The organism is Mesorhizobium sp. P5_C1 (genome assembly GCF_054049815.1).
Genome location: NZ_JBFULQ010000082.1, coordinates 1 through 17,337, shown reverse-complemented (window position 1 = coordinate 17,337; position 17,337 = coordinate 1). Strand labels below are relative to the sequence as shown.

Annotated in this window: 17 protein-coding genes; 14 read left to right on the top strand and 3 right to left on the bottom strand. The window is 62.6% G+C overall.

The features are described from left to right. The 7 genes from ACXJ7R_RS09635 to phoB all read left to right on the top strand — a co-directional run. Nucleotides 1-1,948: response regulator (locus ACXJ7R_RS09635; protein ID WP_457151635.1), on the top strand; the 1,948-nt coding region annotated here is incomplete at its 5' end. 512 nt (nucleotides 1,949-2,460) lie between these two features. Continuing rightward, entirely contained in the window at nucleotides 2,461-3,516 is a 1,056-nt protein-coding gene (gene pstS, locus ACXJ7R_RS09630; RefSeq protein WP_457151634.1) for a phosphate ABC transporter substrate-binding protein PstS, read from the top strand. Between the two features lie 67 nt (nucleotides 3,517-3,583). Continuing rightward, entirely contained in the window at nucleotides 3,584-4,567 is a 984-nt protein-coding gene (gene pstC / locus ACXJ7R_RS09625) for a phosphate ABC transporter permease subunit PstC (protein WP_457151633.1), read from the top strand. A 3-nt stretch (nucleotides 4,568-4,570) separates the two neighbouring features. Then, nucleotides 4,571-5,422, top strand: coding sequence for a phosphate ABC transporter permease PstA (gene pstA / locus ACXJ7R_RS09620; protein WP_457151632.1), 852 nt, complete (start codon nucleotides 4,571-4,573; stop codon nucleotides 5,420-5,422). After that, nucleotides 5,419-6,225: a phosphate ABC transporter ATP-binding protein PstB gene (gene pstB, locus ACXJ7R_RS09615; protein WP_095089320.1), complete on the top strand. Its 807-nt coding sequence runs from the start codon at nucleotides 5,419-5,421 to the stop codon at nucleotides 6,223-6,225. Before pstA ends, pstB begins: the two co-directional genes overlap by 4 nt. 25 nt (nucleotides 6,226-6,250) lie before the next feature. Next, nucleotides 6,251-6,958 (top strand): phosphate signaling complex protein PhoU, encoded by a 708-nt coding sequence (gene phoU / locus ACXJ7R_RS09610; RefSeq protein ID WP_095089319.1) that lies wholly within the window; start codon nucleotides 6,251-6,253, stop codon nucleotides 6,956-6,958. A gap of 19 nt (nucleotides 6,959-6,977) precedes the next feature. Next, the gene (phoB, locus tag ACXJ7R_RS09605; protein ID WP_010911896.1) at nucleotides 6,978-7,667 is read left to right on the top strand and encodes a phosphate regulon transcriptional regulator PhoB; all 690 of its coding nucleotides are present in this window, start codon (nucleotides 6,978-6,980) and stop codon (nucleotides 7,665-7,667) included. A 154-nt stretch (nucleotides 7,668-7,821) separates the two neighbouring features. On the opposite strand, the gene ACXJ7R_RS09600 is transcribed toward phoB, so the two are convergent. Then, nucleotides 7,822-9,069, bottom strand: coding sequence for an ROK family protein (locus ACXJ7R_RS09600; RefSeq protein ID WP_457151631.1), 1,248 nt, complete (start codon nucleotides 9,067-9,069; stop codon nucleotides 7,822-7,824). A 355-nt stretch (nucleotides 9,070-9,424) separates the two neighbouring features. Between ACXJ7R_RS09600 and xylF the strand changes: the two genes are divergently transcribed. From xylF to ACXJ7R_RS09565, 7 genes are all read left to right on the top strand, one after another. Next, on the top strand, nucleotides 9,425-10,465 hold the full coding sequence (gene xylF, locus ACXJ7R_RS09595) for a D-xylose ABC transporter substrate-binding protein (RefSeq protein WP_457151630.1): 1,041 nt from the start codon (nucleotides 9,425-9,427) through the stop codon (nucleotides 10,463-10,465). 149 nt (nucleotides 10,466-10,614) lie between these two features. Further along, nucleotides 10,615-11,946, top strand: a complete 1,332-nt coding sequence (locus tag ACXJ7R_RS09590) for a sugar ABC transporter permease (RefSeq protein WP_457151629.1) — start codon at nucleotides 10,615-10,617, stop codon at nucleotides 11,944-11,946. 15 nt (nucleotides 11,947-11,961) lie between these two features. Continuing rightward, the gene (locus ACXJ7R_RS09585) at nucleotides 11,962-12,762 is read left to right on the top strand and encodes an ATP-binding cassette domain-containing protein (protein ID WP_457151628.1); all 801 of its coding nucleotides are present in this window, start codon (nucleotides 11,962-11,964) and stop codon (nucleotides 12,760-12,762) included. Between the two features lie 96 nt (nucleotides 12,763-12,858). Beyond that, entirely contained in the window at nucleotides 12,859-13,167 is a 309-nt protein-coding gene (locus ACXJ7R_RS09580; protein ID WP_457151627.1) for a putative quinol monooxygenase, read from the top strand. 34 nt (nucleotides 13,168-13,201) lie between these two features. Then, nucleotides 13,202-13,516, top strand: coding sequence for an EthD family reductase (locus ACXJ7R_RS09575; RefSeq protein ID WP_457151626.1), 315 nt, complete (start codon nucleotides 13,202-13,204; stop codon nucleotides 13,514-13,516). Between the two features lie 69 nt (nucleotides 13,517-13,585). Continuing rightward, nucleotides 13,586-14,443 (top strand): sigma-70 family RNA polymerase sigma factor, encoded by an 858-nt coding sequence (locus ACXJ7R_RS09570; protein WP_457151625.1) that lies wholly within the window; start codon nucleotides 13,586-13,588, stop codon nucleotides 14,441-14,443. Nucleotides 14,444-14,598: 155 nt separating this feature from the next. Then, entirely contained in the window at nucleotides 14,599-16,239 is a 1,641-nt protein-coding gene (locus ACXJ7R_RS09565; RefSeq protein WP_457151624.1) for a CHASE domain-containing protein, read from the top strand. A 162-nt stretch (nucleotides 16,240-16,401) separates the two neighbouring features. On the opposite strand, the gene ACXJ7R_RS09560 is transcribed toward ACXJ7R_RS09565, so the two are convergent. Continuing rightward, nucleotides 16,402-16,647 (bottom strand): YMGG-like glycine zipper-containing protein, encoded by a 246-nt coding sequence (locus tag ACXJ7R_RS09560; RefSeq protein ID WP_457151623.1) that lies wholly within the window; start codon nucleotides 16,645-16,647, stop codon nucleotides 16,402-16,404. 83 nt (nucleotides 16,648-16,730) lie between these two features. Continuing rightward, on the bottom strand, nucleotides 16,731-17,057 hold the full coding sequence (locus tag ACXJ7R_RS09555) for a hypothetical protein (RefSeq protein WP_457151622.1): 327 nt from the start codon (nucleotides 17,055-17,057) through the stop codon (nucleotides 16,731-16,733). Nucleotides 17,058-17,337: the final 280 nt, after the last annotated feature.

The window sequence follows — 17,337 nt, the reverse complement described above, 5'->3', positions numbered from 1 at the left end:
CGTCAAGGAAGAGGCGATCGGCAAGACCGACATCGAGATCTTCGGGCCGGACGGCGAAGCCTTTGTCGGCAGCGACCTTGCGGTGCTGYGCACCGGTGAAACCCAGGAGGTCGAAGAGACTGTGACGTTGGCCGACGGCAGCGTCAGGCATCAGTTCGCCCGCAAGGGCGCGATGATCGCCTCCGACGGTTCGCTCTACCTGATCGGATCGACCACCGACATCACCGAATTGAAGACGCGCGAGGCCGAACTGCGCGAGGCACGGCAGCGCGCCGTACTCGCCGACCGCGCCAAGTCGGAATTCCTCGCCAATATGAGCCACGAGATCCGCACGCCGATGAACGGCGTGCTCGGCATGGCCGAACTGCTGGCCAAATCGGACCTCAACTCGAAACAGAAGACGTTCACCGACATCATCGTCAAATCGGGCAACGCGCTGCTCACCATCATCAACGACATCCTGGATTTCTCCAAGATCGACGCCGGCCAGCTGGTGCTCGATCCGGCGCCGTTCAACCTTGCCGAGGCGATCGAGGATGTGGCGACGCTGGTGTCGACACGCGCCAAGGAGAAGGATCTCGAGCTCATCGTGCGCATCGAGCCTCGTCTCGAGAGCCTGTTCGTGGGCGATGTCGGCCGCATCAGGCAGATCGTCACCAACCTGCTCGGCAACGCGGTGAAGTTCACCGATGAAGGCCATGTGCTGGTCGATGTCACCGGCGAAAGAGTTCCGACCGGGACGAAACTGACGATCTCGGTCACCGATACCGGCATAGGTATCCCCGAGGAAAAGCTGAAACTCGTGTTCGAGAAATTCAGCCAGGTCGACACCTCGTCGACGAGGCGGCACGAGGGAACCGGCCTTGGCCTTGCCATCACCTCGCGGCTCGTCGAGCTGATGGGCGGCGACATCGGTGTCGAGAGCGCCGAGGGCAAGGGCTCGACCTTCTGGTTCACCGTCACGCTGCCGAGGGCCGGACAGCAGAACGGGCAACGCATCACGCCTGTCGACGTGACCGGCGCGCGCGTGTTGATCGTCGACGACAATGCCGTCAACCGGGCCATCCTCACGGAACAGATGACATCGTGGACGTTCGATTCCTGCGCGGCCGAAAGCGGCGCCGAGGGTCTCAAGGTGCTGATCGCGGCCGCCGCCTATGGCGTGCCGGTCGACTGCGTCGTGCTCGATTACCAGATGCCGGGCATGAGCGGCGCCGAAATGGCGCGGATCGTGCGCAACACCGCCGGCCTTGCCGGCACGCCGATCATCATGCTGACCTCGGTCGACCAGTCGCTCGCCAACACCAGCTATCGCGATCTCGGCATCGATGCGCAGCTGATCAAGCCGGCGCGGTCATCGGTGCTGTTGGAAACGCTGGTTGCGACGATCCAGCGACATCGCCACAACACGGCCGACGCCCAGCCGCCGGCAGCCGACATTCCTCCAGGCAAGGTTGTGCGGCCACCGCCGTCGGCGGCGTCGGAACAACGGGCGCTGCTGCAGCCGCCTTTGGTTCGCCCCCGGCCGCCCGCGACGGCCGGCGGCGACAGGCTGGATATCCTGGTGGCCGAGGACAATGAGGTGAACCAGATGGTGTTCACCCAGATTCTCGGCGAGACCGGCTATGGTTTCGAGATCGTCGGCAATGGCCGCAAGGCGCTCGACGCCTTCGGCCGGCTCAATCCGTGCATGATCCTGATGGATGTCTCGATGCCGGAGATGAACGGGCTCGAAGCCACCGCCGCCATTCGCCGGCTGGAGGAAGAAACCGGCACGCATGTGCCGATCGTGGGCGTCACCGCTCATGCGCTGAAGGGCGATCGCGAACGCTGCCTGGAGGCCGGCATGGACGACTACCTGCCCAAGCCGATCAGCCCAAGGGCCCTGCTCGAGAAGGTCGAGCGCTGGGTCGGCGCCAGCCGCCAGGCTCAGCGCAACGCCGGGTAAGGCCGGCGTTGCATCCGGCTTGCCTCAGCGGGGACTCGGCGGAGATTCGCGACCCCCCGCTGAGGCAAGACTATGGCGCGATCGCACCATATCCAAGGCGACGCCCAGTCGAGACAATGGCCACATTCAAATTCCGCTCTCCAGTTACGGGCGGGAGCAGCGACCGCCGGCATGAGACAGCGTCAACCTACCCCAACGGACCTGTTTTCGGCGATGGCCCGGCCACGACAAATGGCTGAGAGCAACGCGTTCCCGTCCGGATTTTCTTTGCCGAGGCGTCGATCGCGAAACCGCGGGTCGCTCTCGGTGTGAAACGGCGCAAGTGCCTGATTCCGGGCACAAAGCCGGTTTCCGCAGCAAGCGCCGGCCGGCCGGCATTTTCCCCGCCCTGATGACGCGTTACCGGGGTGACATGAAACTGTCATGCGACTGTTATAATCGAAGGCTATTGGCCTCAGCGGGCGCCGAGAGGATGGCGCCGAGAGACCATCTTCCGAACAGGAGCAGGCCACATGAGACATTTCATCCGCTCAGCGGTCGTTGCGATTGCAATGGCCACAGCGTCTACCTTCACCCTTTCTGCAGCCATGGCCGCGGACCTTTCCGGCGCCGGCTCGACCTTCATCTATCCGGTGTTCGCCAAGTGGGCCGACACCTACAAGAAAGACACCGGCGTCGGCCTCAACTACCAGTCGATCGGTTCGGGCGGCGGCATCAAGCAGGTCATCGCCAAGACCGTGACCTTCGGCGCCACCGACAAGCCGATGTCAGATGCCGATCTGGAAAAGAACGGCCTCGTGCAGTTCCCGATGGTGATGGGCGGCATCGTGCCGATCGTCAACCTGACGGGCGTCAAGCCGGGCGAACTCATCCTTGACGGCAAGACGATCGCGCAGATCTACCTTGGCGCCATCACCACCTGGGACGACGCCGCGATCAAGGCGCTGAACCCGACCCTGACCCTGCCGTCGACGGCGATCGCCGTCGTCCACCGTTCGGACGGCTCGGGCACGACCTTCAACTTCACCAACTATCTGGTCAAGCTGTCCCCCGACTGGAAGGACAAGGTTGGTTCGGACACCGCCGTCGAATGGCCGACCGGCGTCGGCGCCAAGGGCAGCGAAGGCGTTGCCAACACCGTCAAGCAGACCGACGGCGGCATCGGCTACGTCGAGTATGCCTACGCCAAGCAGAACAACCTGTCGTACTCCAAGATGTTGAATGCCGCGGGCAAGGTCGTCGAGCCGTCGCTCGAATCCTTCGGCTCGGCTGCTTCGAATGCCGACTTCAAGGGCGCGAAGAACTTCAACGTCATCATCACCAACGAACCCGGCGATACCACCTGGCCGATCGCTGCTTCGACCTGGGTGCTGATCCACAAGTCCCCCGACGATGCTGCCGCGACCGGCGAAGCGCTGAAGTTCTTTGCCTGGGCCTACAAGGACGGCAAGGAAACCGCCAAGGGTCTCGACTACGTCTCGATCCCCGACAGCGTCGTCGACCTGATCAAGGCTTCGTGGAAGGCCGACATCCAGGCTGACGGCAAGCCCGTCTACGTCGGCGAATAACGTCCCTTGGAAGGAGCGCCGCGCCGCGGCGCTCCTTTTCCCTTAACTCAAAAAAGCCGAGCTTCACATGAGTGGTGTCCAGGAAGCCTTGCCAGCCATTCGAGGTTCGCGCGACGCGACTGTCAGACGTTTCGCGCTGACCGACGCGATCTTCCACGGAATGACCCGTGCCGCAGCCATACTGGTGCTGGTCTTGCTCGGCGGTGTTGCGATCTCGCTGTTTGCCGGGTCCTGGCAAGCCCTGTCGACCTTCGGCTTCTCCTTCCTGACTAGCGAAAGCTGGAATCCGGTGACCGAGAAATTCGGCGCGCTGGCGCCGATCTATGGCACCATCATCACGTCCGCCATCGCCATCCTGATTGCCGTGCCGCTCGGCATCGGCATCGCCATCTTTCTCACCGAGCTTTGCCCGCGCCCGCTGCGGCGTCCGATCGGCATGGCGGTTGAGCTGCTCGCCGGCATCCCCTCGATTATCTACGGCATCTGGGGCCTGTTCGTGCTGGCGCCCTTCCTGCAGACGACCGTGCAGCCCTTCATCATCAACGTGTTCCATGGCATTCCCGGCCTCAACAGCCTGTTTGCCGGTCCGCCCTACGGCATCGGCCTTTTGACGTCGTCGCTGATCCTTGCCATCATGGTGCTGCCGTTCATCACCTCGATCACCAAGGACGTCTTCGACACGGTGCCGCCGGTGCTGAAAGAGTCCGCCTACGGCATCGGCTGCACGACCTGGGAAGTGACCCGCCGCGTGGTCATTCCCTACACAAGGATCGGCATCATGGGCGGCGTCATGCTCGGCCTCGGCCGCGCGCTCGGCGAAACCATGGCAGTGACCTTCGTCATCGGCAACGCGCACCGCATCAGCACCTCGCTGTTCGCGCCGGCAACGACGATCTCCGCGACCATCGCCAACGAATTCACCGAAGCCGTCGGCGATCTCTACACCTCTTCGCTGGTGGCGCTCGGCCTGATCCTGTTCGTCATCACCTTCCTGATCCTCGCCATCGCACGCTACATGCTGATGCGCATTGACGCCCGCACGGGAGCCTGACCGATGTCGACAGCCACATCGCTTCATCAGAGCCGCAAGAGGAAGAATTCCGTGATGATGACGCTGTGCGTCGCCGCCGCGGGCATCGGACTTGCCTGGCTGGCGCTCATCCTCGGCGCGCTGCTCTACAAGGGCCTGTCCGGCGTCAATCTTGCGGTGTTCACGCAAATGACGCCGCCGCCCGGCGATGCCGGCGGCCTGCTTAACGCCATCTACGGCAGCATCGTGATGACCATTATCGGCGTCGTCGTCGGTACACCGATCGGCGTGCTGGCAGGCACCTACATGGCCGAATACGGACGCTTTTCGAAGCTCACCACCGTGGTGCGCTTCATCAACGACATCCTTTTGTCGGCGCCCTCGATCATCATCGGCCTTTTCGTCTACGAACTGATGGTCCGGCCGATGGGGCATTTCTCGGCGATCGCCRGCGCTGTCGCGCTTGCTATCCTGGTCATCCCGGTCGTCGTTCGCACCACCGAGGACATGCTCAACCTGGTGCCGAACGCGTTGCGCGAGGCCGGCACCGCGATCGGCGCGCCGCGCTGGGTGGTCATCAAGTCGGTCGCTTACCGCGCCGCCCTTTCCGGCATCGTCACCGGCATATTGCTGTCGATCGCCCGTATCTCCGGCGAGACGGCGCCACTACTCTTTACGGCGCTCAACAACCAGTTCTGGTCGAGCAATCTCAACGCGCCGATGGCCAGCCTGCCTGTGACCATCTTCCAGTTCGCTCTCAGCCCTTACGAGGAATGGCAGCAACTGGCCTGGACCGGTGCACTCATCATCACATTGACGGTTCTCGCGCTCAGCATCTTTGCTCGCAGCCTGACCGGACGCAGAGAGGACAAATGAGCCAGATGTTGTCTCCAGACATGACGATCGCCGCCGAGGCAATTGCCGGCAAGGCCAAGATCGAGGTCAAGAACCTCAACTTCTACTACGGCCAGAGCAAGGCGCTGAAGGACATCACGCTGTCGCTGCCCGAGCGCAGCGTCACCGCCTTCATCGGACCTTCGGGCTGCGGGAAGTCGACGCTGCTGCGCGTCTTCAACCGCATCTACGAGCTCTATCCCAAGCAGACCGCCGAGGGCCAGGTGCTGCTCGACGGCCAGAACGTTCTCGACCGCTCGCAGGACCTTAACCTGCTGCGGACCAAGATCGGGATGGTGTTTCAGAAGCCAACGCCGTTCCCGATGTCGATCTATGAAAACATCGCCTTCGGCGTCAGGCTCTACGAGAAGATCAGCAAGTCCGAGATGGACGGCCGTGTCGAGCAGGCGCTGAAGCGCGCCGCACTGTGGACCGAAGTCAAGGACAAGCTCAACGCCAGCGGCCTCAGCCTCTCCGGCGGCCAGCAGCAGCGACTCTGCATCGCCCGCACCGTGGCGGTGAAGCCGGAAGTCATCCTGCTCGACGAGCCGGCCTCTGCGCTTGACCCGCTGTCGACCGCCAAGATCGAAGAGCTGATCGACGAGTTGCAAGCCGACTACACGATCGTCATCGTCACCCACAACATGCAGCAGGCGGCGCGCGTGTCGAAGCAGACGGCCTTCATGTATCTGGGCGAACTGGTCGAGTTCGACCGCACCGAGAAGATCTTCACGTCGCCCCGCGAGAAGCGCACGCAGGACTACATCACCGGCCGCTTCGGCTGAGCTCAGGCATACGAGGACTAAGATCATGGGCGAACACACAGTCGCTTCTTTCGACGAGGATCTCGGACAGATCAGCAGGCTGATCCGCGACATGGGCGACCTCGCCGGCTCGATGGTCGGCGGCGCCACCAAGGCGCTGTTGAATTCCGACAACGCCCTGGCGCAGCGCGTCGTCTCCGACGATGCGATCATGGACGCGCGCCAGCGCGAGCTCGACGACCGCGCCATCACACTGATCGCCAAGCGTCAGCCGATGGCCGACGATCTGCGTCATGTCGTCGGTTCGATCCGCATGGCCGGCGACCTCGAGCGCATTGGCGACCTTGCCAAGAACATCGCCAAGCGCGTCGGCACCGTCGGCCTCAGCGTCACCCCGCGCGACCTGTCGCACTCCATCGACGCAATGGCGCAGCTGGTGCTGATCCAGGTGCAGGGCGTCATCGAGGAATATACGGCGCGCGACGCCGCGGCGCTGGCGAAGCTGCGCGCCGACGACGAGCGCATCGACGTCAAGTACACCTCGGTGTTCCGCGAACTCCTGACCTACATGATGGAAGACCCGCGCAACATCACCGCCTGCACGCATCTTTTGTTCTGCGCCAAGAACCTCGAACGCATCGGCGATCACGTCACCAACATCGCGGAAAATGCGTATTATGTTTTGACCGGTACGCAGCTGCCCGCCAATCGTCCGAAGCAGGACGAGACGGCGATGTCCGCGCCGGCGGCATGACGGCAGGGGTGACCAGTCGATGATCGCGCCACGCATCATGGTGGTGGAGGACGAGGAGCCGCTTGGCGTGCTCCTGCGCTACAATCTCGAGTCCGAGGGATACCAGGTCGAGGTGGTGACGCGCGGCGACGAGGCCGAAATCCGCCTCCAGGAAAACGTGCCTGACCTGCTGGTGCTCGACTGGATGGTGCCAGCAGTGTCCGGCATCGAACTCTGTCGCCGGCTAAGAATGCGTCCCGAGACCGAGCGGCTGCCGATCATCATGCTGACCGCGCGTGGCGAGGAAAGCGATCGTGTGCGCGGCCTCTCGACCGGCGCCGACGACTATCTGGTCAAGCCGTTCTCGACGCCCGAGTTCATGGCTAGGGTCAAGGCGCTGTTGCGCCGCGCCAAGCCGGAAGTGCTGTCCAGCGTGCTCAAGGTCGGCGACATCGTGCTCGATCGTGAATCGCACAGGGTCTATCGCAAGAAGAGCGAGATCCGGCTCGGACCGACCGAATTCCGCCTGCTCGAATTCATGATGCGCCATCCCGGCCGCGTGTTCTCGCGCAGCCAGCTGCTCGACAATGTCTGGGGCGAGACGATCTACATCGACGAACGCACGGTCGACGTGCATGTCGGCCGGCTGCGCAAGGCGGTCAACAATGGCCGCATGCCCGATGTCATCCGCACCATTCGTGGGGCGGGCTACGCAATCCGGGAAGATTAGGGATCTGCTGATATTCAGGTGATGCCGGCCTGCGAACGGCAGTCTCCTGCGCTTCCGGTACTCACGGATCCAAATGTCCGCTCCGTTCCGGTTCTCGGAACCCGCCATTCTCGACTCGGCCTAACCTGAATCTCAACGCATCCCGGCGCGTTATTCACGCAACGTTCTTGCCACCGAGGCCGGATCTCGCCTGCGTGCCGGGCGCGAAAATCTCCTGGTCTACGAAGGTCAGTGCCCGTGTGGCGCAGCCTTCGCGGATCAGTGGCAGTTCGTTCGGTTCGGTGTCGAAGGAAATCGATTGCGAATGCTGGCCGCCGGCGGTCTGGGCAATCGCCTCGCGCAATGCCGGCTCGATCAGGTCGAAGGCGGCGGCGCTGACGCCGACCATGGCGACGGGCGCCGGGTCGATCAGCGCGAACAGGCTGCCGAGACCGTAGCCGAGTGCCTCGCCGGCCTTGCGATAGGCCTCGCGCTCGGGTCCATCCCTCTCGCGGGCCGCGGTCGCCAGCGCGCGCATGTCGGCATCACTGACATCGGCGACCGGTTCCGCGTCCTCACTCATCTGCCTTGCGTTGCGCCAGATGGCGTAGTTGCCGGCATAGGCCTCGACGCAGCCGCGCCGCCCGCAGCGGCACAGCGCGCCGTGCGGCCGATGGATCATATGGCCGAACTCGCCGCCCGAGGAATGAGTGCCGGTGAACAGCTCGCCCTTCAGCACCAGGCCCATGCCGATGCCGTGCGACAACAGGATGGCGATGAAGTCGTCGCGGTAGCGCTCGGGGTCGCGCCAGCGCAACGCTATCGCCATCATATTGCAGTCGTTCTCCATGGTGGCGGGGATGCCGAACTCGTCCTCGAGTATGTCGGCGAAGGCGATATCGGTGTGCGGCGTGATCGGCGACCACAGCATGGCGCGGGCACGCGTGTCAGTGATGCCCTGGATCGCCAGCGCGATGCGGGCGACACTGCGGACGTCGAGGTCGGGGTCTTCGAGACGACGCCGTACGATGGCAACGCATTCACCGACCAGCGCGTCGCGCGACATGGTCAGCGTGTCCAGCCGGCGCTGTTCCTCGGCGATCACCTGGCCGGCATAGTCGATGACGGCGACCGAGAGGAAGTTCAGCGACAGCACCACGGTCATCACCGCCGCCGCTTCCGGATTGAGGCCGAGGCCGACCTGCGGCCGGCCCCGTTTGAGCGAGCCGGCCTCGCTCGGCTTGCTCTCAGTCAGGATGCCTTCGCCGATGAGGTCGGAGGAGATCGCCGATATGGTCGAATGGCTGAGGCCCGTGGTCGCGGCGATCTCGGTGCGGGACGGCTGTCCGGCGCGGCGCACGGCCGCAATCACCATCGCCCGGTTGCGGCGGCGCAGATCGTCGTGGCGGATTCCGACCGACATGCTTTTTCACATCCTCCCGGTCGCTGCAGCCTTTCGTGCCTCCCGAAGGCCATCAGCGAAGCCTGAAAGCGCGACGCGCTTCAGGTACTTGTTCCTGCACGTGTCGTTGCCCCAAAACCGCTGCGCACTTTTGGGGCGACATGCGCCAAGCCAAATTCTGGCAGAACCCTACCATCATGTCATTATTTATTCCGGAGCTCGAAAAAAACTCGGAGAGACGTCAAAATCCATCAGAATCGATGTTGACAGCGTTCGGGCGTTGGATCACTATTTTTTCGAGGCTCGAAAAAATAGAGCCTCTGTGCCGGCCTACGGGTCAGTTTGGTCGCGCCATACGCGGCGCAGGGAGGATATTATGAAAAAATTCACAGCCGCCATCCTGGCGGGTGTCGCCATGTCGCTGACGCTGGTGTCGGTCGCGCAGGCGAAGGACAAGGTCATCGGCGTTTCGTGGTCCAACTTCCAGGAAGAGCGTTGGAAGACCGACGAAGCGGCGATGAAGAAGGCCATCGAGGCGGCTGGTGACAAATACATTTCCGCTGATGCGCAGTCCAATCCGGGCAAGCAGCTCACCGACGTCGAGAGCCTGATTTCGCAGGGCGCCAACGCGCTGATCATCCTGGCGCAGGATGCCTCGGCCATCGGCCCGGCGGTGCAGAAGGCATTGGACGAAGGCATTCCGGTCGTCGGCTATGACCGGCTGATCGAGAACAAGAACGTGTTCTACCTGACCTTCGACAACAAGGAAGTCGGCCGCATGCAGGCCCGCGAAGTGTTCAAGGTCAAGCCGGAAGGCAACTACGTCTTCATCAAGGGCTCGGGCGCCGATCCGAATGCCGATTTCCTGTTCGCCGGCTCCATGGAAGTGCTCAAGTCAGCCATCGACAGCGGCAAGATCAAGAATGTCGGCGAAGCCTATACGGATGGCTGGCTGCCCGCCAATGCCCAGAAGAACATGGAACAGTTCCTCACCGCCAACGACAACAAGGTCGATGCCGTGGTGGCAGCCAATGACGGCACCGCCGGCGGCGTCGTCGCCGCGCTGACGGCGCAAGGGCTGGCAGGATCGGTTCCGGTGTCCGGCCAGGACGGCGACCATGCCGCACTGAACCGCGTCGCACTCGGCACACAGACCGTGTCGGTGTGGAAGGACGCACGCGAACTCGGCAAGAACGCTGCCGAAATCGCCTCGCAGCTGGCCGCTGGCACTGCCCTGGACAAGATCCCGAACGCCGTGAAGTTCACGACGCCCGGCGGCAACGAGACCAACTCGCTGTTCCTGACGCCGATCGCGATCACCAAGGACAATCTCAACGTCGTCATCGACGCCGGCTGGATCAAGAAGGACGAAGTCTGTGCAGGCGTCGCCGCCGGCACCGTCGCGGCCTGCAACTAAAACCGAACGGGATCCCGGTTCGATCTCAGCGCCGCGGCCCCTGGGCCGCGGCGTTTCTCAAGGGGCATTCCGCTTCAAATGATCGCGGAAAGCAAATAGCATCGTGTTTCCGGCATCCGCGCCAGACGGCAAACCGGTGGGAGGACTTCATGACCGACACGGCCTCTAACACGCCTGCCGCGAATACGCCCGCAGACCGGGCGCGTGCGTCCGAATTGAGCGCCGTCGGACGCTTCCTCAAGGCGACCGAACTCGATACGCGCATGCTTGGCATGGTCGGTGCGTTGCTGGTCATCTGGGTCGGCATTCATATCCTGTCGGGCGGACTTTTCCTGACGCCGCGCAATCTCTGGAACCTGTCGGTGCAGACTTCCTCGGTCGCGATCATGGCGACCGGCATGGTGCTGGTCATCGTCATGCGCAACATCGACCTTTCGGTTGGTTCCGTCGAAGGCGTGATCGGTATGATCATGGGTGTGGCGCAAGCCGAATTCCTCATTCGCGTCATCGGCTTCCAGCTTGGAAATCCCTGGCTCTGGATCATCGCACTGGTCGTCGGCGTGGTGCTCGGTCTTGTGATCGGGGCCTTCCAGGGCTTCATCATCGCCTATCTCGAAGTTCCTGCCTTCATCGTGACGCTGGGCGGCCTGTTGGTCTGGCGCGGCATGGCATGGCTGATCACCAACGGGCGCACGGTCGCGCCACTCGACGCTACATTCCAGCTGATGGGCGGCGGACCGCGAGGCTCGGTCGGCGCCACCGCCAGCTGGATCATCGGCATCGTCGCTTGCGTGGCTGTGGCTTTCGCGTTGCTCAACGGCCGGTCGCAGCGCAAACGGTTCAACTTTCCACTGCGCCCCGTGTGGGCGGAAACCTTTCTCGGTGTGGTCAGTTGCGCTGCCATCCTTGGGGCCGTCTGGATCGCCAATTCCTATCCGTGGCCAATCGGCATCGTGCGCCAGTATGCACAGCAGAACGGCATCACCATTCCCGAAGGCGGGCTGTTCATCGCCCACGGCATCGCCATACCGGTGCTGATGGCTGTCGCGGTCGGTATCGTCATGACCTTCATCACCAAGCGCACCCGTTTCGGCCGCTATGTCTTTGCCATCGGCGGCAATCCGGAGGCCGCCAATCTCGCCGGCATCAACACCCGCTGGGTAACCATGAAGGTGTTCATGATCATGGGTGTACTGGCCGCGATCAGCGCGGCGATCTCGTCGGCCCGCCTCAACGCGTCGACCAATGCGCTGGGCACGTTGGACGAGCTGCTGGTGATCGCCGCCGCCGTCATCGGCGGCACCTCGCTTGCCGGCGGCTCGGGAACGGTGCTCGGCGCCATGCTCGGCGCGTTGCTGATGCAGTCGCTGCAGTCCGGCATGGTGCTGCTCGGCATCGACTCGCCGCTGCAGAGCATCGTCGTCGGCGCCGTGCTGGTCGTCGCGGTCTGGCTCGATACCGTCTATCGCAAGCGCGTCTAGGGGAGGACAAGGATCATGGCAGACAAGACCGCTCCTACCAGCACTGCGCTGATCGACATGCGCAACATCTCGATCGCCTTTGGCGGCATCCGCGCCGTCGACGACGCCTCGATCGACCTTTTCCCCGGTGAGGTCGTGGCGCTGCTCGGACACAACGGCGCCGGCAAGTCGACGCTGATCAAGATCCTGTCCGGCGCCTACAAGCGCGACGCGGGCCATATCTTCGTCAACGGCGAGGAGGCATCGATCTCCAACCCGCGCGACGCCAAGAAATACGGCATCGAGACGATCTACCAGACGCTGGCGTTGGCCGACAATGTCGACGCCGCCGCCAATTTGTTTCTCGGCCGTGAGCTGATGACCGCCTGGGGTACGCTCGACGACGTTGCGATGGAGGCCGAGGCGCGCAAGGTGATGGGCCGGCTCAATCCCCGCTTCCAGCGCTTCAAGGAGCCGGTGATCAAGCTGTCTGGCGGTCAGCGGCAGTCGGTGGCGATCGCGCGCGCGATCCTGTTCAATGCGCGCATCCTGATCATGGACGAGCCGACGGCGGCACTTGGTCCGCAGGAAACGGCGCAGGTCGGCGAACTGGTCAAGCAGCTCAAGTCCGACGGCATCGGCATCTTCCTGATCAGCCACGACATCCACGACGTGTTCGAGCTTGCCGACCGGGTCTGCGTCATGAAGAACGGCCAGGTTGTCGGCACCGCGCGCACCACCGATGTGACCCAGGACGAGGTGCTCGGCATGATCATTCTGGGCAAATGCCCGCCTGGCGCCATTCCCGGGCCAGGCGCCCTGAAGATCGCCGCCTAGAACTCCAGCGGATCTTCCAAAAAAATCTTGCTACGTCTCGATCCGTTTCTGCCCGTCGGATCGTCCTTGGTGTGTCCAAACAGAAGGAGACATGCCATGTCCGACGAGTCCGTCATCTTGATCAATCTGCTTAAGGTCGAACCCGGGAAGCAGGATGCGCTGATCGCGCTCTTGAAGCAGAACACCGATACGGTGGTCCGCACGCTCCGCGGCTGGAAGACGACCCGGCTGATCGTGGCGCAAGACGGCGCCGGCGTCGTCATCTACTCCGAGTGGGAGACCCCCGCAGCCGTCGAGGCGATGCGCAGCGATCCGCGTATGAAAGCCTATTTCCCGAAGATATTGGAGCTGGCGAGCCTGGACTCGATCATGGGCTCGGCGGTGTTGAGCGAAACACACAAGTAAGAATGCCTCACACAAGCAACAAAGGAGAACCACAATGGCTCGGATGGTTGTGATTTACCCGACACCGGAGAACGTCGAGGCGTTTGACCGGCATTACTTCGAAATCCACGTGCCTCTCGCCAAGAAGCTTCCGGGCCTCAGGAAATACGAAGTCAGCAATGGCCCTATCGCAACGCCGGTAGGACCCTCCAATGTTCACCGGATCGGAACGCTGTATTTCGACGACCTTGCGGCGATCGAAAAGGCGTTTGCAAGCCCGGAGGGGCAGGCGGCCGGGGCGGATCGCCGCCTTTTTGCGCCTGATGACTCGGGCGTTCAAATGTTCCTTTTCGACAACAGGGAAGTTTGAACCCTCTTCCTTGTTCGTCTCGGGTAAAATGACGACGAAAGAGCGCGCAGGCGCGGTAGGTCTCGATACATGAACGCGAATGAATTCGAGGATCGTCTGAAAGCGCTGCGGCCACGCCTTCACCGCTACTGCGCGCGCATGACGGGATCGGCGGTCAATGGCGAGGACGTATTGCAGGACACCCTCGTCAAGGCCCTTCACGCGCGAGCCCAGGGCGCTGGAGTGGATAACCTCGAGGGCTGGCTGTTCCGCATCGCCCACAATGCGAGCCTCGATTTCCTGCGCGCCAAATCCCGGAACACGGTCGTCCCGCTTACCGAAGACGTCGAAGCGGCGCCCATACCTGAGGCGGACATCGTCGCGATCAGCTTTCAGACGTTTCTGCGGCTACCCGAACTTCAGCGCTGCGCGGTGATCCTCAAGGATGTTCTGGGTCATTCGGTCGACGAGATCGCAAGCATAGCAGGGTGCTCTCCGACAGCCGCAAAATCGGCGCTTCAGCGCGGGCGCGCTGCGCTGCGGCTTTTCGCACAGGCGCCCGAAGACACAAGGCTGCCGCTGATGTCCGATTCGGACCGGCGCAAGATCGCCGCTTATGTCCATCTGTTCCGGAGCGGCGATTTCGACGCAATCCGGGTCATGCTTGCCGACGACGTGAAGCTTGATCTGGTGAACCGGATCCAACTGGAGGGGCGCGACAAAATCGGCATCTATTTCACGCGCTATGCGCAAGAGACGAAATGGCGGTTCGCCCTCGGCGCTGTCGAAGGGAAGCCGGCTATGCTGGTCTTCGACAGCACCGGCCGGATGGAAAGACCTGCGCATTTTGTCCTGATCGACTGGTCGGAAAGCCGGATCATCGAGATCCGCGATTTCTTGTTCGCTCCCTATGTGCTCGAAGCCACAGATTGGGTGCGGTTGGACTAGTGTCTACGGTACCACCCTGGCCGGACGAACCGTGCCTGGCCGCTGGTTGCCGGTCATGTGATGTGCCAGCCGTCATGATGGCTTGGCCTTGCCATTGTGTTGGCACATCGACTTGCCCATAAAGGTCCGACATTGCCCATGGACCGCATCATCCGTTGAAGAAGCTTTTTCCAATCGTCGCGTTCRTCGCCGTWGCACTGATCAGCATGACSATGGCGGGSTTYGCCTATTTCGCGACGCAGGAAGCCKMCCGCATCAARTTCGAAGCGRCGGCCGACGAYGCGCTCAACCGGATCGAGAGCCGCATCGACTTGCATCTGTCGCTGCTGCGGTCGACGCAGGCCCTGTTCGATGCCCGCAACGGCGATATCTCGCAGAACGAGTTCAAGGCGTTCTTCAACGCGCTCGATGTCGACAACAATTTCGCCGGCTTGCGCGGTATCGGCTTTCTCAGGCTGGTGAAGACGGGGGACGAGGCGGCGGTCGAACGCGACATGCTGCACGACCTTGGTGTCAGCCATCCGATCTATCCGGACACCACGCAACCCTGGCGCGCGCCCATCGTGATGTTCGAGCCGCTGGATCCATCCAACCAGGCCGCCATCGGCTACGACATGTTCAGCGAACCGGTGCGACGCGTGGCCATCGAAAAGGCAATGTCCGACGATGAGCAGCACGCCAGCGCGCTGGTGCAGCTCGGCCAGAGCACGGGTGCCGCGCAGACGTTCCCGGGCTTCCTGGTCTTCGTGCGGCTCAATGTCGAAACCGCTCCCGATGTCATCAATGCGTCCAGGTCCTCCACGGCCGGCTTCCTCTACGCGGCTTTTCGGGCACGGGACCTGTTCCAGATAGCGCTCAGCCGGTCGCCGCTGCTGCCGGTCAACACCGAAATCTATGACGGCGCTGTGAGTGGCGACAATCTCTTGTTCCGGTCGGAGACGCCGCCAGTGTCATCCTTCGGGGACAGGCTGCTGGTCACCCGCAAGATCATGGTGGCCGGCCAACCATGGACGGTCCTGTTTCGACCGACAAGCGCCTTCACGCAGCCGTCGTCGCGGGCAATTCCGGTGATGCTGGGGCTGTTCGGCTTGCTGCTGGCGGGCGCCATCGCTCTGGTGGCGCGCTATCAGGAGCGGGCCTATGAGGCGGCGTCGCGCTTGCATGAGACGACGGAAAAGAGCCTGCTCGAAAAAGACCTGATGCTGCAGGAGATGAAGCATCGCATCAAGAATTCGATCACCCGAGTGCTGGCGATCGCGCGCCAGACGGCTTCGCGGGCCATTGACGTCAACGAATTTTCCTCGTCCTTCTCGGCCAGGCTGCAGGCGATGGCGGCGTCTCAGGACATGCTGACGCGCTCGCGCTGGCAGAAGGCAGACCTTGGCGATCTCCTGCGCATCGAGCTCGGTCAGGTGTTCGGCAAGGAGCTGCCGGAAGAGCTTCTGTCGGGGCCGGAGGTGCTGCTCGACGAAACCACGACGCAGGCGCTCGGCCTGACGTTCCACGAACTGGCGACGAATGCATTGAAATATGGCGAAACCGGCAATTCAGCCAATTCGCTCAAGGGAGATTGGGCGCTCAAGGTCGACTGGTCGCTCGAAGGACGCGGGCGCGACAGGGTGCTGGTTCTCAACTGGCGCGAAACCGGACAGAAGAAACTCGAAGCGCCGGCCAAGACAGGATTCGGCACCAAGCTGATCGATCTCAACGTCACGCGCGAATTGCGTGGCACGATCAACCGCGATTATCGCGATGATGGGTTGAATGTGGAGATCAGGATTCCGCTGACGGGCTAGATCAGTTTCACTGAAACGTAGAGCCGCTCTATCTTCTTGTTTTGACGCAAAATTCCGGACGGAAAACCGTTTCATCAAGCGAACAGAAATGGTGCGTCCAGACGTCGAAAATCCGGAGGCCGGCGGACCGGTCTCCGGATCGACGTTTCGATTATCGCCGAACTAGTTGCAGCGAGCCGTGTAGATCCGGCCGCGATGATCGCGATACTGGCAATAGCCGTTGCGCAGGTTGCGCACCAGCAGGCCGGAACCGGCGCCCACAGCCGCGCCGATCAGCGCGCCCTTGCCGCCACCGACCAAGCCGCCGACGCCGGCGCCAATCAAGCCGCCGCCGACCACGTCCTTCTCGGTGCTGGTGCAGCCGCTGAGGGCAGCCACCGCAATCATGGCAATAATCATCTTCCGCATAGAGTCACTCCTCGCTTTGTGTCCACACTTTGGTAAGCTCCAGCAGCCATTTAGCATGAAATGGCCGCCTTTGCTGCTGCAATCTATTGTTGGCGAAGATAGTCTTTTTCTGGGCGCGGGGCGCTCGATGCCATGACGACGTTGGAGATTGCCAGGGAAGCGTCGAGCGTGCCGTCCGGGCGAACGTTCCAGACGATCTGGTCGTAGTCGTCTTCCAGCGCCGGATCGACGGCAAGGCACTTGGCGACGATGTGCTGAGCCTGCCCCTGCACGTCGCCCAGCGCGAATGGCCGTTCGGCGACGCATTGGTCGGCGGTTTCGAAAACGCTTACCGGTACCTGCAATTCATGGCAGTCGGCCATCGTGTTCGAGCAACCGATGACCAGCAACAATGCAGCAATGTGTTCCATGGCGACATGTCCTCTCGCCACAGTAACGGTCCATAGCCGCCAAAGTTCCTCGGCCGCAGGGCGACCAGCGAAATAACGCGGCGCAACGGGCAATTCCGGCGCCGACCGCGACAGCAGACGCAGTCGGCGGACGTCCGGAGACCAACTTCAACGCGGCAATGTTCGACGGTCCAGCAGGTTCCAGCGGTACCTGGGAAAAACAGAATCCGCTTTTATGGTGAATAGCCGGTTAAGGATGGATGATCAGCCGAGAGGCGCGGCCGCTCACTCGGTCTCGAAA

Coding starts and splice junctions, on each gene's coding strand:
- ACXJ7R_RS09585 (WP_457151628.1), top strand. CDS start 11,962: ATGGCAGACAAGACCGCTCCTACCAGCACTGCGCTGATCGACATGCGC.
- phoU (WP_095089319.1), top strand. CDS start 6,251: ATGGGCGAACACACAGTCGCTTCTTTCGACGAGGATCTCGGACAGATC.
- ACXJ7R_RS09580 (WP_457151627.1), top strand. CDS start 12,859: ATGTCCGACGAGTCCGTCATCTTGATCAATCTGCTTAAGGTCGAACCC.
- ACXJ7R_RS09560 (WP_457151623.1), bottom strand. CDS start 16,647: ATGCGGAAGATGATTATTGCCATGATTGCGGTGGCTGCCCTCAGCGGC.
- pstC (WP_457151633.1), top strand. CDS start 3,584: ATGAGTGGTGTCCAGGAAGCCTTGCCAGCCATTCGAGGTTCGCGCGAC.
- phoB (WP_010911896.1), top strand. CDS start 6,978: ATGATCGCGCCACGCATCATGGTGGTGGAGGACGAGGAGCCGCTTGGC.
- ACXJ7R_RS09590 (WP_457151629.1), top strand. CDS start 10,615: ATGACCGACACGGCCTCTAACACGCCTGCCGCGAATACGCCCGCAGAC.
- ACXJ7R_RS09600 (WP_457151631.1), bottom strand. CDS start 9,069: ATGTCGGTCGGAATCCGCCACGACGATCTGCGCCGCCGCAACCGGGCG.
- ACXJ7R_RS09575 (WP_457151626.1), top strand. CDS start 13,202: ATGGCTCGGATGGTTGTGATTTACCCGACACCGGAGAACGTCGAGGCG.
- xylF (WP_457151630.1), top strand. CDS start 9,425: ATGAAAAAATTCACAGCCGCCATCCTGGCGGGTGTCGCCATGTCGCTG.
- ACXJ7R_RS09555 (WP_457151622.1), bottom strand. CDS start 17,057: ATGGAACACATTGCTGCATTGTTGCTGGTCATCGGTTGCTCGAACACG.
- ACXJ7R_RS09570 (WP_457151625.1), top strand. CDS start 13,586: ATGAACGCGAATGAATTCGAGGATCGTCTGAAAGCGCTGCGGCCACGC.
- pstS (WP_457151634.1), top strand. CDS start 2,461: ATGAGACATTTCATCCGCTCAGCGGTCGTTGCGATTGCAATGGCCACA.
- pstB (WP_095089320.1), top strand. CDS start 5,419: ATGAGCCAGATGTTGTCTCCAGACATGACGATCGCCGCCGAGGCAATT.